We start from the raw sequence: 13,469 nt of genomic DNA, 5'->3' as shown, positions 1-13,469 counted from the left end.
CGCTTATTTACCGGCGGCGGTACGCCACTCTTTGATGTACTCGAGGCGTTTTTTCGGCTGCAGGTATTCCAGCAGCGTTTCATCAACCGGGATCGGCTTCAGCGCGTTGCCGAGGATTTTGGTCAGGCCGTCGATATCATTTTTCCCTTCGATATCGTTACGAATGGAGGGAATGTCCGCCTGGTTGGCCAGAATGCCTTGCCCTTGTTCAGAGAGCACGTAGTCCAGCCACAGCTTCGCGGCGTTGCTGTTTTGCGATTGTTGACTGATGAACGACACGCGCGACAGCACCAGGGTGTAGTCTTTTGGATAGGCAATGCCGAGCGACGGATCGTTTTTCGCACGCGCTTCCGCATAAGAACCGAGGATGTTGAAGCCAATCAGGTTTTCACCGGAGGAGACGCGCTCCATCATGGTGCCGGTAGACGACTGCACCGACAGGCCCCCTTTGGCGACGTCGGCCAGGGTCTTAAAGTAGTTTGGATCGGCGTTGTGATCCTGCACCGAGAGCATAAAGCCCAGACCCGATTTTTCGATATCGTAGGTGGTGACTTTGTTCTTGAATTTGTCCGTCTGGCTGGCAATCAGCTTCGCCAGCGCGGCGTGAGAATCCGGCACGTCACCGGCCGGAATCAGGCGCTTGTTGTAGATGAAGACCACCGGCTCATAGGTGGTGCCGTAGGCCTTATCTTTCCAGACCGCCCATTTCGGCAGCTGGCTTTGCTCCGGAGATTTGTACTCCATGGCGTAGTCGGTGGCGAGCTTCAGGCCCGTGTCCATCGAGGAGCTCCAGACCACGTCGCCGCTCACGCCGCCGGAAGCCTGTTCGCTGATGAAACGGTTGTACAGCTCGGTGCTGTTCATGTCGTTGTATTCGACTTTGATGCCCGGGTAGGTTTTTTCGAAGCCCTGGATCAGCGGGCCGGCAGCTTTGATGTCGGTAGTGGAATAGATGACAACCTTGCCCTCTTTCGTGGCGGCATCAACCACTTTTTGATACTCAGCAGGATAACCCTGCGGCAGGGCAGACAGTGCAGAAGCAGAGAACAGTACGGTAGCGGTAAGCAGAGAAATTCGGAACGTGTTCGACATTATAGTTAACCTTTTAGTTACATTTGAGGAACTAATTGTCAACATAGCGTAAAGCGCGCCTCCGACAATAGGGAGGCGAGGGCAATGATTCCGAAGTGTGATTGTCGCCGTCGTTTCAGCAATTAACACCATAAAATCCGCGAACGTTAGCCAACGAACGGTTTTGGATTACCGTTTATCGGGGGCTTTACGGTATAACCGGCGAGGATGACCAATATTGCCGTACAGCATTTCAATGCTGATTAACCCGCTCTCCACGCAGTATTCGAGGTAGCGACGCCCCGTGGTTTTGCTGATCCCCACGTTTTCCACCACCTCTTCAACCGACATCGCGCTGTCGGGATGCTCGGCGAACAGGCGTTTTATCCGCTCCAGCGTCTGGGGTTCAATGCCCTTTGTGGACGGCGTTACGGAGGCTTCCGCGGCAGGCAGATGAAACAGGCGATCCAGCGCATGCTGGTCGACCACCTTCACCTGCTGTACGGTGTGGATGAAGCGCATAAAACGCTCCAGCGAGGCGTGCAGGCGCTGGAAAAAGACGGGCTTGATGAGGTAGTCAAACGCGCCGCTGCGCATGGCGTGGCTGCAGGTCTGCATATCGCTGGCGGCGGTGATGAAGATTACCGAACACTCATAGCTTTTCAGCAGCGGGTTATCGATGAGCTCCACGCCTTTACCGTCCGGGAGATAGTTGTCCAGCAGGATAAGCCGCGGCTGATGCTGACGAATCAGGCTGCATGCCTGCTCAATCGACGCGGCGATGCCCACCACGCGCAAATGAAAATTCTGCTCGATATACTCGCGATGCAGCTCCGCCAGGTGCGGCTCATCTTCAACGATCACAACATCAAGTGCTCGGGTCATGCTTTTGCCCATTCGGAATAAACACAGAAAAAATGGTCCCCTGTGGCGTGTTGTCGGCAATCTCAATGCTGCCGCCAGCCTTATCGATATATCCTGCCACCAGATACAGGCCAATACCGTGCTCGGTACCCACAATGTCGTTTTCACGTTCCGGCTTGCTGCTGAATCCCTGGCGGAAAATATGCGGCTTCATCGCATCCTCCACCCCGCAGCCCCGGTCGGCCACCTCGATCAGCAGCTCCTGGTTACGGTCAGAAATGTAGAGTTCCACCGGCGCGGGGACCGGGGCCTTAAGGGTCGCGTCCACCGCGTTATCCAGCAGGTTACCAATAATGGACATCAGCTCCGTTTCGTTGAGCGTGGCAGGCATGCGGGTGAGCTGGCAGGCGGGATCAAACAGCAGTTCGATCCCTTTTTCGCGGGCGCTGACGTATTTTCCGAGCAGCAGCCCGCACAGCGCGGGAGAAGAAAAACGGGCGGAGACAAAGTCCAGCACGCGCTGCGCGCCTTCGGACTGCGCCTGAATGTAGCGAATCGCCTCGTCATAGTGTTTCATCTGCAGCAAGCCCACCAGCGTGGCGGTCCAGTTCAGCTGCTCGCGGCGCATAATGCGCAGGTTATCCGCATAGCGCTTGATCTGACTGAGCTGGCTGCTGAGGGTGTTGATGTCATTTTTGTCGCGAAAGCTGTATACCCAGCCGCTTTCAACGCCGGGTTCGACCTCAATCGCCACCCGGTTGACGATTACCTCCCGCTGGTTCAGCACGGCAATCTGGTCGTGACTGCCACTGCTCACCGAGGCGTAGCGCTGGGATAAAAAGCCCGGCGACGTCTGCAGAACGTCTTCCAGCGGTTTGCCGATAAGCGCTTTTTCACTTTGCCGGATATCCAGCATTTCTCGTGCGGCGCGGTTAATTAAAATCAGCTGCTTCTCATCATTGACGGCAAATACCCCTTCGTACATCGCTTCTAATAGTGCCCTTTGCTGCAACACCAGCTGGGCGATATCTTTTGGCTCAAGCCGGAACATCTGTTTTTTGAGATTGCGGGTAAACAGCCAGGAGAACATAAACAGCAGCAGAAGAAGCCCCGCGCCGTAAAGCCCGGACTGCCAGAGAATGCGGGCGTTAATATTGGCAATATAGGAGGTCAGATAGCCGACCGAGACAATACCAATCACCTGGTGCTGCGCGTTAAAGATCGGCGCTTTGCTGCGCAGTGAAACCCCAATCCCGCCCTGGCGCACGGAAATAATGGTTTTGCCCTGTAATACCTTCGCATTATCTCCGCCGATCATCGGTAAGTTAATCCGCTCCGGGGATTCCGAATGATAGAGGTGCTGTTCCTCGGTATCGCCAATCACAATGTAGCTGGCATCGCTTTCGGCGCGCAGCGGCTGGATTAACCGGGCGATGCCGAGGATATCTCTGGCCGCAACCATGGCCGCCAGACCCGGTATCAGCGCGATCTGGCTGGCCTGCACCCGGGCGCGCTGGCCGAGATCGTGATGGAGCTGTCGGTCAATAAAATGAAACAGAATCGTTCCCAGCAGAACTAACAGCAGGCAGGAGAAGCACACCAGCGCAAAAAACAGCTTTATCTGAAAAGAGAGTCTGCGTTTCATTCAACCTGCGGATGTTATGTAAAAGTGACATTTGCCGAGCCTGACATGGGCCAATAGCGGACGCAATCTGGCAAGAAAAGAGTTGTGACCTGGCTTTTCGTTTTCGGCGTTATAGCCATCAGGATCCCGTAAGGCTATGCTTCATTCAGCACGATAATAATTACAGAGGTAATGTCATGGATAAAGAGCTACTGGATGCGGGTTACCGGGCCTATACCGGCGAGAAAATTGACGTCTACTTCAACACCGGGATCTGCAAACACTCCGGTAACTGCGTGCGTGGGAGCGCAAAGCTGTTTAATCTGAAACGTAAACCGTGGATCATTCCCGATGAAGTGGACGTTGAAACGGTTGTCCGCGTGATTGATACCTGCCCGAGCGGTGCGCTGAAGTATCGCCAAAAATAAGTGAGGAACCATGGATATTCTGGAAGGCCATAACAAGTTTTACGTGAATGATGCGAACGGCAACCAGGTCGCGGAGATTGTCTTCGTGCCGACCGGCGAGCACCTGAGCATTATCGAGCACACCGATGTGGATGAGAGCCTGAAAGGGCAGGGCGTCGGTAAACAGCTGGTGGCGAAAGTGGTGGAGAAGATGCGCGGTGAGAACCGCAAAATTATTCCGCTGTGCCCGTTCGCGAAACATGAGTTTGATAAAACGCGGGAATATGACGATATTCGGGCGTAACTCACACCGGCGATGGCCGGTGTTTTTTCAGACTGCTGACAACGTGCGATTTGTGAGTTTCGCCCGGCGGCGCTACGCTTGCACGGGCCTACAATGAATTGTGCAATTAATTGATATCGTTGTGAAATGTAGGCCGGGTAAGCGCAGCGCCACCCGGCAAAAAAGACAGTTATCTCACCTGCTCAAACAGCAGTACCAGCGCGATCAGCACCATCAACCCTCCCGATGCCCTGCTCACCAGACGGGCCGCCTGTGGCCGGGTCGCCAGCACCGCTTTCGAACCATACCCCACCAGCAGATAGACCAGGGTACAGGTGATAAGGTGCATCATCCCAAGCGCGGACATCTGCATCGCTATCGACCAGCTTCCGGTTGGGTCTGTGAATTGCGGAAGCAGGGCCAGGAACAGCAAAAAAACCTTCGGGTTAAGGCCGCTAATGCAGAGTCCTTTCACCGCCCACTGCGTCCAGTTACCCGCATGCTGGGTGGCCTTCTTCGGTGTGGCCGGGTGACGCAATAACGTTATGCCAAGCCACAGGAGATACAGGGCTCCCGCCACGGTCAGCCCGGCTAACGCCAGCGGATGTTGAGCAATCAATACCCCCACGCCTGCCACCACAATCAATGTGGCTAGCAGATGCCCGGACATCAGCCCCATCACCGCCGGGACCACGCGGCGGCCGTTGATTCCGGCGCTAATGGCGTAGGCCCAGTCGGCCCCCGGGGTCATGATGAGCAGAAACGAAACCACCCAAAAGCCGGCCACAATACTCATTTCCATCGTCCTGAAATACTCCCGCAGTGCGTTATACGTTGCGAAAAAGAATATCGCTAACACTGCGAAATAGGCTTTCAATGTTATGCTCATAACACGGTGAAAATGAGAAAATCTTCCACATGGATAGCATTGATCGAAAAATTCTTGCTGAGCTGCAGTCTGACGGCCGCCTGTCGCTTACCGAGCTGGCTGAGCGGGTGAATCTGAGCCTCTCGCCGTGCCATCGTCGCGTGCGGGCGCTGGAGCAAAGCGGGGCCATAACGGGATACCGTGCCAGCCTCGACCCCGCCAAAATGGGATTTAATTTCCTGGCGATAGTGTTCGCGACGCTGAAAGAGGGTGACCGCAAGGCGGTCAGCGCGTTTGAAGAGGCGGTGGAGGAGATCCCGCAGATCGTGCTGGCCCAGCGCCTGTTTGGCGATCCTGATTATCTGATGCACGTCGTGACCCGCGACCTTTCCGCTTTCCAGAAGCTTTACGACGAGAAGCTCTCCGCTATGCCCGGCGTGCAGCATCTTCGCTCAACGCTTGTCATGAAAACGGTGGTGCAGGACAGGCCTTTTCCGCTGTAAGCAGGAGGCCGGGACTGAATGGCCTGCCCGGCAGCGCGCCGGGCAGGAAAGGGAATTAGCCGACAAACATCACCGACACGCACAGCACCCCGACGATCAGCGTCAGCAAGTTGCCAATGGAACGGTACTGTTTCAGGGAGGGGATCAGATACGTCGACAGCGTCGGCATGATAAACAGGATCATGGCGATAAGCGGGCCGCTGATGGCGTAAATCATCGAAATGGCGTTCGGGTTAATGCAGCAGACGGCAAAGGTGATTAACGACACCCCCATGATGGATATCGCGCGGTTAAAGGCGCGGCTCTTTTTCACGCCCACCTGGTTCAGCGACGACTTCACGATCTCCGTCGCCCCTTCAATCACCCCAAAATAGGTGCCGAGAAACGATTTCGACATCGCAATAATCGCCACGACAATCCCGGAAATCCCCAGCCACGCCGGTGAGGAGGGCATCATCGACAGCGCAGACAGGATTGTCACCCCTTCCTCTTTGGCGGCCACAATATACGACGGTGGAATAGAAAGCAGGCAGCTGAAGACAAAGAACAGCACGCTCAGGCAGATAATCAGGTATGCCACCTTCATGATTTTCTTGCATTTAGCCATGGCCTCGTCCCCGAACTTCTCGCGGCGGTCAACGGCAAACGTCGAGATAATCGGCGTGTGGCTGAACGCAAACACCATCACCGGAATCGAAATCCAGACCTGGTGCAGCGTATGGCGATCGACGGCCATCTGGCTGGTCAGCAGCGAGGGTTGCCAGCTGCCGATCAGGTAGAGCGAGACAAACAGGAAATAGGCGATCAGCGGAAACACCAGGAAGCCCATCACTTTTATCGTGATATGCCGTCCCATCAGGAAGATCAGATTCAGGACCAGCACCACGCCCAGGCTAACCAGCACGCGAACGGTGGTGTCTACCGTCAGGTGTTTTGCCAGCTGCTCGGTTAACGAGTTGGTGATGGCCACCGCATAAATCTGCACCACCACAAAGAAGGCGATGAAATAGAGCGTGGTGATCAGGTTGCCGATCTTCCTGCCGTAATAGTGCGAAACGGCGCCGGTGATCCCTTCGTTGCCTTTCGTTTTCGACGACAGGATAAATTGCGCCAGCGCTTTGTGCGGCCAGTAGGTTAAGGGGTAGGCCACGAGGGCGGTAATAAACAGGACGATTGCGCCTGCGGAGCCCAGCTGAATGGGCAGGAAGAGCGTTCCTGCGCCCACGGCCGTGCCGTAGAGAGCGAAACTCCAGAGAGTCTCATCTTTTGACCAAATTTTCGACATTAGAGCAACGTATCAACTATCAAACCATCAGAATGGCGTGCAATTTACCATAGTTATGCCTTAAGAGCGCAGTTGCTTCGAAGACGTCGGGCCGGAACGGGCGTCCGGCCAGAGGCGGTTCAGCCTGCCAGGGCGCGTCGTTGCTGGCGGCGCTTAAGAAATTTCTCACGCAGATTATCGTACGCCCAGTTATAGAACATGGTGTACGGCAGGAAGAACAGGAAGAAACCTATTTCCAGTGTGAATGCCTGCAGCAGGGTGACGCCCAGCACGGCGGCGACAATCGACACGCCTATCACAATAAAGCCGCATTCGAACCCCAGCGCATGCAGCGCACGCACTTTTGCCGTACGTTTGACGCGCTGAACAGGCCAGAAACGGTCGAAGCCGACGTTATAAATAATGTTCCACAGCATGGCGGTGGTGGCCAGAATAATGGTCAACCCACCCATTTCCACCACGGAACGCTGCATAAGCCACGCCGCGGTAGGGGCGAGGATCGCCGTCGCAATCCCTTCAAAACAGACAGCATGAAAGATCCGCTCCGGCAGTTTACGTTGGAGTGCATCCTGATGTTGCATAGCGATAGACCTCGTTAATTCGCCAGTATGGGCGTTGATGTGGCCTATTTTTATCGCTAAAGCTGATATATTAAAGATAGTATCCATCGTAAAAGTAGATAGGTTATGCGCTATTCACCCGAAGCCCTGACCGCGTTTGTCGAGACCGTTGCAGCAGGCTCTTTCTCTGCGGCCGCACGCCGGCTGCGTAAAAGCCAGTCGACGGTCAGCACGTCCATTGCCAACCTTGAAGCCGATCTGGGCTTCGAGCTGTTTGACCGCTCGGCGCGCCAGCCGGTGTTAACGGCCCAGGGGGAACAGGTGCTGGGCTACGTGCAGGCTATTCTCGCCGCCAGCACGCGGCTGGATGAGCTGGCGGTGTCGCTCACGGCGCAAACGGAGGCGCGTCTGACGTTTGTCCTTTCCGATACCCTCAACCCGGACGTGCTGGAAGAGATGATGAAGCAGTTTGACGCGCGCTTTCCCCATACGGAATTCGAATGTCTGATTGGCGAGGAGGAGGACGTGATCGATCTGCTGCAAAAGGAGCGCGCGCAGATTGGCCTCACCGAAGCGCGAGACGGTTATCCTACGGATATCGGCGCCATCCGGCTGCCGATGCAGACCCGCATGGCGATCTATGTCGCGACCACGCATCCGCTGGCCGGGCAGGATGACGTTCAGCGTGACGAGCTGCACGGCTGGCGAGAGCTGCGGCTGAGCACCTATCTTGAGCGTGAGGCGGAGATCGCGCGCGGGCCCGTCTGGTCAGCCCCGAATTACCTGTTACTCTTGAGTATGGCGGTACAGGGATTTGGCTGGTGCGTCTTGCCGTGCGCGCTGGTGGAGGAATTTGCCGCCGCGAAATCCCTGGTACAGCTCAATGTTCCCGGCTGGCCGCGGGCGATCGGCATCGATCTGCTGTGGAATAAACGATCCCCTCCCGGCGTTGCCGGAAGCTGGCTGCGGCAGTATCTGCAGGATGCACGCTGATCCTTGTGATTAAACTCACTATTTTTAAACAATTAAGATAATTGCCAGTAACAATCCTCTACTATCGTCATGTCATTTAACACAGAGGTCGTGATGAAAGATGTCGTAATAGTGGGTGCGTTGCGTACAGCTATCGGCTGTTTTCAGGGAGCGCTCGCGCGTCACTCGGCGGTTGACCTGGGCAGCGTGGTGGTGAAAGCGCTGGTGGAACGTAGCGGGATCGCAGCACATGAAGTTGATGAGGTGATTCTGGGACAGGTCCTCACGGCCGGTGCCGGGCAAAACCCTGCGCGACAGGCGGCGCTGAAGGGCGGACTGCCCAATACCGTCTCCGCTATCACTATCAACGACGTCTGTGGTTCAGGATTAAAAGCGCTGCATCTCGCGACGCAGGCCATTCAGTGTGGTGAGGCGGACGTGATCATTGCGGGCGGGCAGGAGAATATGAGCCGCGCGCCGCACGTCCTGACCGACAGCCGTACCGGCGCGCAGCTGGGTAACAGTCAGCTGCTCGACAGCCTGGTGCATGACGGGCTGTGGGATGCCTTCAACGATTATCATATGGGCGTAACGGCGGAAAACCTGGCGCGCGAGTACGGTATCAGCCGTGAGGTGCAGGATGCCTATGCGCTAAGCTCGCAGCAAAAAGCGCGTGCGGCGATTGATTCCGGCCGTTTTCGCGACGAAATTGTCCCGGTCAGCACGCAGCGTCAGGGGGGCGAGGTTATCGTTGTGGATACCGATGAGCAGCCGCGCACCGACGCCAGCGCTGAAGGGCTGGCGAGGCTGAATCCTGCGTTTGAAATGCAGGGCTCGGTCACGGCGGGAAATGCCTCTTCCATTAACGACGGCGCTGCTGCCGTGATGATGATGAGCGAAAGCAAAGCCCTCGAACTCGATCTTCCCGTGCTGGCCCGCATTAAGGCATTCGCCAGCGTGGGCGTGGATCCTGCGTTAATGGGGATCGCGCCGGTCTATGCGACCCGTCGCTGTCTGGAGCGTGCGGGGTGGCAGCTTTCTGATGTGGATCTGATCGAAGTGAACGAAGCCTATGCCGCGCAGGCGATCTCCGTCGGAAAAATGCTGGAGTGGGATCCGCTGCGGGTCAACGTAAACGGTGGGGCGATCGCGCTGGGGCACCCGATCGGGGCGTCCGGCTGCCGGATCCTGGTTTCGCTGGTCCACGAAATGAAGAAGCGCAACGCCCGCAAAGGGATTGCCACGCTCTGTATAGGCGGCGGACAAGGGGTGGCGCTGGCCATTGAACGCTAATTTTTCCTCATTAAAAAAAGACCTCCTCCGGGAGGTTTTTTTTATCGTGATCTTTATCTCCCGACGGTTTTAGCGTGATCCGGGCATCAATTCCGCGATAAACAAAAATAAAAATGAAACGTTGTTTTAAATATAATTGAAAAGCCTACTTTATGCCGATAGTATGTGCTCATCATGTAAAACGGAACGCTGTTTCGTTTTACTTCCCGCCTTCGGGCATGACCACATCTGGAGGTTACCGTGGACGTCAGAGAAAGCATCCACAGCGCGCACGCCAAAACGCTGGATACGCAGGGGCTGCGCAAGGCATTTTTAGTTGAGCAGATATTCGAGGCTGACAGGTACACCATGGTTTACAGCCATATCGACCGCATTATTGTGGGCGGCATTATGCCCGTCACGAAAACCGTCTCCGTGGGCGGCGAGGTCGGTAAACAGCTGGGCGTGAATTATTTCCTCGAACGTCGCGAGCTGGGGGTGATTAACATCGGCGGGCCGGGCACCATCACCGTAGACGGACGGTGCTATGAGATTGGCCATCGCGAGGCGCTGTACGTGGGTAAAGGGGCGAAAGACGTGGTCTTTGCCAGCATCGACGCCAGCAGGCCTGCGAAGTTCTACTACAACTGCGCGCCGGCCCACGCCACCTGTCCAACCATAAAGGTGACCCCGGCAGACGTCGCACCCGTGACGCTGGGCGACAACCTCACCAGCAACCGCCGCACCATCAATAAATACTTCGTGCCGGACGTGCTGGAGACCTGCCAGCTCAGCATGGGGTTGACCGAACTTGCGCCGGGCAACCTGTGGAATACCATGCCGTGCCATACCCACGAGCGTCGCATGGAAGTCTACTTCTATTTCAACATGGATGAGGACGCCTGCGTGTTCCACATGATGGGACAGCCGCAGGAAACGCGCCATATCGTGATGCATAACGAGCAGGCGGTGATTTCGCCGAGCTGGTCTATTCACTCCGGCGTAGGGACAAAAGCCTACACCTTTATCTGGGGAATGGTGGGTGAAAACCAGGTCTTTGATGATATGGACCATGTTGCGGTCAGCGATCTGCGCTAGTCGCGGGCAGTGACGCATAAACCTGCCTGTGAGTGACAGGCTCTGAAAGAGTAAGGAATAAACATGATTCTGGATGCATTCTCTCTGCAGGGGAAAGTGGCGGTGGTTTCCGGGTGTGACACCGGGCTGGGTCAGGGGATGGCGTTAGGCCTGGCGGAAGCGGGCTGCGATATCGTCGGAATTAATATCGTTGAACCGACGGAAACCCTCGAGCGCGTGACGGCCCTGGGCCGCCGCTTCCTGAGCCTGACCGCCGATCTGCGTAAAATCGATGCCATTCCTGAACTGCTGGATCGCGCGGTGGCGGAATTCGGTCACATCGACATTCTGGTCAACAACGCCGGGCTGATTCGCCGTGAAGATGCGATCAACTTCAGCGAGCGCGACTGGGACGACGTGATGGATCTGAACATCAAGAGCGTATTTTTCATGTCCCAGGCGGCGGCAAAGCACTTTATTGCGCAGGGGAACGGCGGCAAGATCGTGAATATTGCCTCCATGCTCTCGTTCCAGGGGGGTATCCGCGTGCCGTCTTACACCGCCTCCAAAAGCGCCGTGATGGGCGTGACCCGCCTGCTGGCAAACGAGTGGGCGAAACACAACATCAATGTGAATGCGATTGCGCCGGGTTACATGGCGACCAACAACACGCAGCAGCTGCGTGCGGACGAGCAGCGTAGCGCGGAAATCCTCGACCGCATTCCGGCGGGGCGCTGGGGGCTTCCGGGCGATCTGATGGGGCCGGTGGTCTTTCTGGCCTCGTCCGCATCGGACTATATCAACGGCTACACCGTGGCGGTCGATGGCGGCTGGCTGGCGCGATAGCCCGCATCGGGTCTGGACCTCTGCTTTTGGGCAGAGGTTTTTTTTGCTTAAAAATTGTCAAAATCCATATGGATAAACACGGAAAATCCATACTAAAAAGTCATGAACGACAGCCATCACACTTTTAATCTTTAAAAATTAGATGATTAGTAAAAGCATGTGATTATTCAGCGTTAGTTGAAATTGTAATGTCCATCACAGAACGCTATGTCGCAGCTAAATAATCCATATCTTCACCTTTTCCCGCCTGACACTTTTTCTCGCTATCTCGTAATTTCACTTAACGAATTTCACTGTTCAGGCAGGAAAATATGACATCTATAAATGACTCTACCCTAATGCCCGCTGCGCTGCGTGATACTCGCCGCATGAACCAGTTTGTCTCTATTGCCGCCGCCGTGGCGGGCCTGTTATTTGGACTGGATATTGGCGTCATTGCCGGTGCATTGCCCTTTATTACCGATCACTTTACCCTGAGCAGCCGCCTGCAGGAGTGGGTGGTGAGCAGCATGATGCTCGGCGCGGCCATTGGCGCGCTGTTCAACGGTTGGCTCTCGTTTCGCCTGGGGCGCAAATACAGCCTGATGGCCGGAGCGGTTTTGTTTGTCGCCGGCTCCATTGGCTCCGCTTTTGCCGCAAACGTTGAGGTTCTGCTGCTTTCCCGCGTGCTGCTGGGCGTGGCGGTGGGGATTGCCTCCTACACGGCACCGCTTTATCTCTCCGAAATGGCGAGCGAGAACGTGCGCGGGAAGATGATCAGCATGTATCAGCTGATGGTCACGCTGGGTATCGTGCTGGCGTTTCTGTCTGACACCTACTTCAGCTACAGCGGCAACTGGCGCGCAATGCTCGGCGTGCTGGCGCTGCCAGCGGTGGTTCTGATTGTCTTAGTGATTTTCCTGCCGAACAGCCCGCGCTGGCTGGCGCAAAAAGGGCGCCACGTGGAGGCGGAAGAGGTGCTGCGCATGCTGCGCGATACCTCTGAAAAAGCCCGCGAGGAGCTGAACGAGATCCGCGAAAGCCTGAAGCTCAAGCAGGGGGGCTGGGCGCTGTTTAAAATCAACCGCAACGTGCGCCGGGCGGTCTTCCTCGGCATGCTGCTGCAGGCGATGCAGCAGTTCACCGGCATGAACATCATCATGTACTACGCGCCGCGCATTTTCAAAATGGCGGGGTTCACCACCACCGAACAGCAGATGATCGCCACCCTGGTGGTCGGGCTGACCTTCATGTTTGCCACCTTTATTGCCGTATTCACCGTGGACAAGGCGGGCCGCAAACCGGCGCTGAAAATTGGCTTCAGCGTGATGGCGCTCGGCACGCTGATCCTCGGCTACTGCCTGATGCAGTTTGATAACGGCACGGCTTCCAGCGGACTCTCCTGGCTTTCTGTCGGGATGACCATGATGTGTATCGCAGGCTACGCGATGAGCGCCGCGCCGGTGGTGTGGATCCTGTGCTCCGAAATTCAGCCGCTCAAATGCCGCGACTTTGGCATCACCTGTTCCACGACCACCAACTGGGTATCGAACATGATCATCGGCGCGACTTTCCTGACGCTGCTGGACGCGATTGGTGCAGCGGGAACGTTCTGGCTCTATACGGTGCTGAACGTGGCATTTATTGGCGTCACGTTCTGGCTGATACCAGAAACCAAAGGCGTGACGCTGGAACACATCGAGCGCAAGCTGATGGCCGGGGAGAAGCTGCGGAATATTGGCGTGTGATCGGATTGCCTGTTTATGTATCCCAACGTATGCAGGAGATAACCGATTTTTGTTTAACAAGGCGCTGAACAGAGCGCCTTTTTTTATTGGCACCGGTTGTGTTAAAAGAA

Annotated in this window: 14 protein-coding genes; 8 read left to right on the top strand and 6 right to left on the bottom strand. The window is 56.0% G+C overall.

Translation table 11 applies throughout. From position 1 onward, the window contains the following. Window positions 1-3: 3 nt before the first annotated feature. From BFV67_RS17920 to BFV67_RS17910, 3 genes are all read right to left on the bottom strand, one after another. Window positions 4-1,092, bottom strand: a complete 1,089-nt coding sequence (locus tag BFV67_RS17920; RefSeq protein ID WP_069598753.1) for an ABC transporter substrate-binding protein — start codon at window positions 1,090-1,092, stop codon at window positions 4-6. Between the two features lie 168 nt (window positions 1,093-1,260). After that, window positions 1,261-1,956 carry a response regulator gene (locus BFV67_RS17915; protein ID WP_025912425.1) on the bottom strand — a complete coding sequence of 232 codons (696 nt, stop codon included), beginning with the start codon at window positions 1,954-1,956 and terminating at the stop codon, window positions 1,261-1,263. Continuing rightward, entirely contained in the window at window positions 1,940-3,580 is a 1,641-nt protein-coding gene (locus tag BFV67_RS17910) for an ATP-binding protein (RefSeq protein WP_069598752.1), read from the bottom strand. Before BFV67_RS17910 ends, BFV67_RS17915 begins: the two co-directional genes overlap by 17 nt. Window positions 3,581-3,756: 176 nt before the next feature. Here BFV67_RS17910 and yjdI point away from each other — a divergent pair, with 176 nt between their 5' ends. Next, a complete protein-coding gene (gene yjdI, locus BFV67_RS17905) occupies window positions 3,757-3,987 on the top strand; it encodes a 4Fe-4S mono-cluster protein YjdI (RefSeq protein ID WP_008499689.1) in 231 nt (76 codons plus the stop codon). A gap of 10 nt (window positions 3,988-3,997) precedes the next feature. Then, window positions 3,998-4,270 (top strand): GNAT family N-acetyltransferase, encoded by a 273-nt coding sequence (locus tag BFV67_RS17900; RefSeq protein ID WP_008499687.1) that lies wholly within the window; start codon window positions 3,998-4,000, stop codon window positions 4,268-4,270. A gap of 169 nt (window positions 4,271-4,439) precedes the next feature. Here the strand turns inward: BFV67_RS17900 and BFV67_RS17895 are convergent, their stop codons facing one another. Beyond that, window positions 4,440-5,051: a LysE family translocator gene (locus BFV67_RS17895; RefSeq protein ID WP_069598751.1), complete on the bottom strand. Its 612-nt coding sequence runs from the start codon at window positions 5,049-5,051 to the stop codon at window positions 4,440-4,442. A gap of 116 nt (window positions 5,052-5,167) precedes the next feature. On the opposite strand from BFV67_RS17895, the gene BFV67_RS17890 reads away from it, so the two are divergent. After that, window positions 5,168-5,620, top strand: a complete 453-nt coding sequence (locus BFV67_RS17890) for an Lrp/AsnC family transcriptional regulator (protein WP_021242030.1) — start codon at window positions 5,168-5,170, stop codon at window positions 5,618-5,620. Window positions 5,621-5,675: 55 nt separating this feature from the next. Here the strand turns inward: BFV67_RS17890 and BFV67_RS17885 are convergent, their stop codons facing one another. Next, window positions 5,676-6,905 carry an amino acid permease gene (locus BFV67_RS17885; protein ID WP_023294484.1) on the bottom strand — a complete coding sequence of 410 codons (1,230 nt, stop codon included), beginning with the start codon at window positions 6,903-6,905 and terminating at the stop codon, window positions 5,676-5,678. Between the two features lie 119 nt (window positions 6,906-7,024). Continuing rightward, window positions 7,025-7,486, bottom strand: a complete 462-nt coding sequence (locus tag BFV67_RS17880) for a multidrug/biocide efflux PACE transporter (protein ID WP_008499683.1) — start codon at window positions 7,484-7,486, stop codon at window positions 7,025-7,027. A gap of 105 nt (window positions 7,487-7,591) precedes the next feature. On the opposite strand from BFV67_RS17880, the gene BFV67_RS17875 reads away from it, so the two are divergent. The 5 genes from BFV67_RS17875 (at window position 7,592) to araE (ending at window position 13,359) form a co-directional block, all read left to right on the top strand. After that, the gene (locus tag BFV67_RS17875; protein WP_021242027.1) at window positions 7,592-8,458 is read left to right on the top strand and encodes a LysR family transcriptional regulator; all 867 of its coding nucleotides are present in this window, start codon (window positions 7,592-7,594) and stop codon (window positions 8,456-8,458) included. A 93-nt stretch (window positions 8,459-8,551) separates the two neighbouring features. After that, complete coding sequence (locus tag BFV67_RS17870) at window positions 8,552-9,730, top strand: acetyl-CoA C-acetyltransferase (RefSeq protein WP_008499681.1); 1,179 nt, start codon at window positions 8,552-8,554, stop codon at window positions 9,728-9,730. Window positions 9,731-9,970: 240 nt separating this feature from the next. Then, window positions 9,971-10,807 (top strand): 5-dehydro-4-deoxy-D-glucuronate isomerase, encoded by an 837-nt coding sequence (kduI, locus tag BFV67_RS17865; RefSeq protein WP_069598750.1) that lies wholly within the window; start codon window positions 9,971-9,973, stop codon window positions 10,805-10,807. Between the two features lie 63 nt (window positions 10,808-10,870). Further along, window positions 10,871-11,632 (top strand): 2-dehydro-3-deoxy-D-gluconate 5-dehydrogenase KduD, encoded by a 762-nt coding sequence (kduD, locus tag BFV67_RS17860; RefSeq protein ID WP_008499679.1) that lies wholly within the window; start codon window positions 10,871-10,873, stop codon window positions 11,630-11,632. Window positions 11,633-11,925: 293 nt separating this feature from the next. Beyond that, window positions 11,926-13,359 (top strand): arabinose-proton symporter AraE, encoded by a 1,434-nt coding sequence (gene araE, locus BFV67_RS17855; RefSeq protein ID WP_227009946.1) that lies wholly within the window; start codon window positions 11,926-11,928, stop codon window positions 13,357-13,359. Window positions 13,360-13,469 lie beyond the last annotated feature (110 nt).

This window comes from Enterobacter roggenkampii (assembly GCF_001729805.1).
In the GTDB taxonomy this organism is placed as follows: domain Bacteria; phylum Pseudomonadota; class Gammaproteobacteria; order Enterobacterales; family Enterobacteriaceae; genus Enterobacter; species Enterobacter roggenkampii.
Note: the sequence above shows the minus strand (reverse complement) of the source record. Positions and strands in the feature narration are given on the sequence as shown.